This window comes from Methylobacterium variabile, assembly GCF_001043975.1.
Classification (GTDB): Bacteria; Pseudomonadota; Alphaproteobacteria; order Rhizobiales; family Beijerinckiaceae; genus Methylobacterium; species Methylobacterium variabile.
Map to the genome: position 1 here is coordinate 1 of NZ_LABY01000457.1, position 787 is coordinate 787.

Annotated in this window: 1 pseudogene; it reads right to left on the minus strand. The window is 65.3% G+C overall.

Annotation, left to right across the window (positions count from 1 at the left end):
• A pseudogene (locus VQ02_RS33880) lies at positions 1–300 on the minus strand (hypothetical protein); the annotation flags it as partial.
• Positions 301–787 lie beyond the last annotated feature (487 nt).

Consider the following 787-nt stretch of genomic DNA (forward strand, 5'->3'; position numbering starts at 1 on the left):
GAGCGGGTTCATGCCGATGAAGAGCGCGCCCTGCTCGTAGGCGTCCGCCGCCAGGAACGCGGCCGCCCGGAATGATTCCGCGCACCGGAACGGGCCGCCCGCGATGATGCCGGCGCCGACGAAGCTCGCCGAGTGGGCGAGGTGCATCTGCACCGTCATGAACGCCCCGGACGACAGGCCGGAAATTGAGCTCTCGCCGCGCCGGACGTTGAACGCCGACAGCTGCTCGATCTTGCCCTGCCCTTCGTAGCCCATGTCCTGCTCCGCCGAGACGATGCCGGACCAGAGCACGGGTTGCACGATCTCGCAAGTGCGAGATGATGAAATTATATTCTCGTGGTGCCGGTCGCCCCTGTCATGCCACTGTATCGCATCGGATCGTATTGTCTCCGGATCGCGAGGACCCCTGGGGTATGGCGATCACGCGCCGCTCACGATTGCGGTTCCGGGATTTTGTAGCCAGCATCTGGATCGTACCGATCCGGACGAAATGCCGGTTTCTTGCCGGTCGCCGCCAAGGAATGTCTCTTCCCTTACGTGTTTGACTCTGCACGGAAACGTGAAGACGGGCCGATTTTCGCCACGGTTAAGGCTTACCCCTCCCGGCCATCCTGTCGCGGGGACCCGATAACCGTTTGTTGACGGTTCTCGGCAACCCTGCGTTCACCATGGCGGCCACGCGGCCGAGCGAGGATGAGGGATCGTGCGAGCGCTCAAGCGTGCCGGCCGCGGGGCGGCCAACCCGGCCCGGGATTCCCGCTCCTGCCGGCGCGGCGCCCTCGCGCAG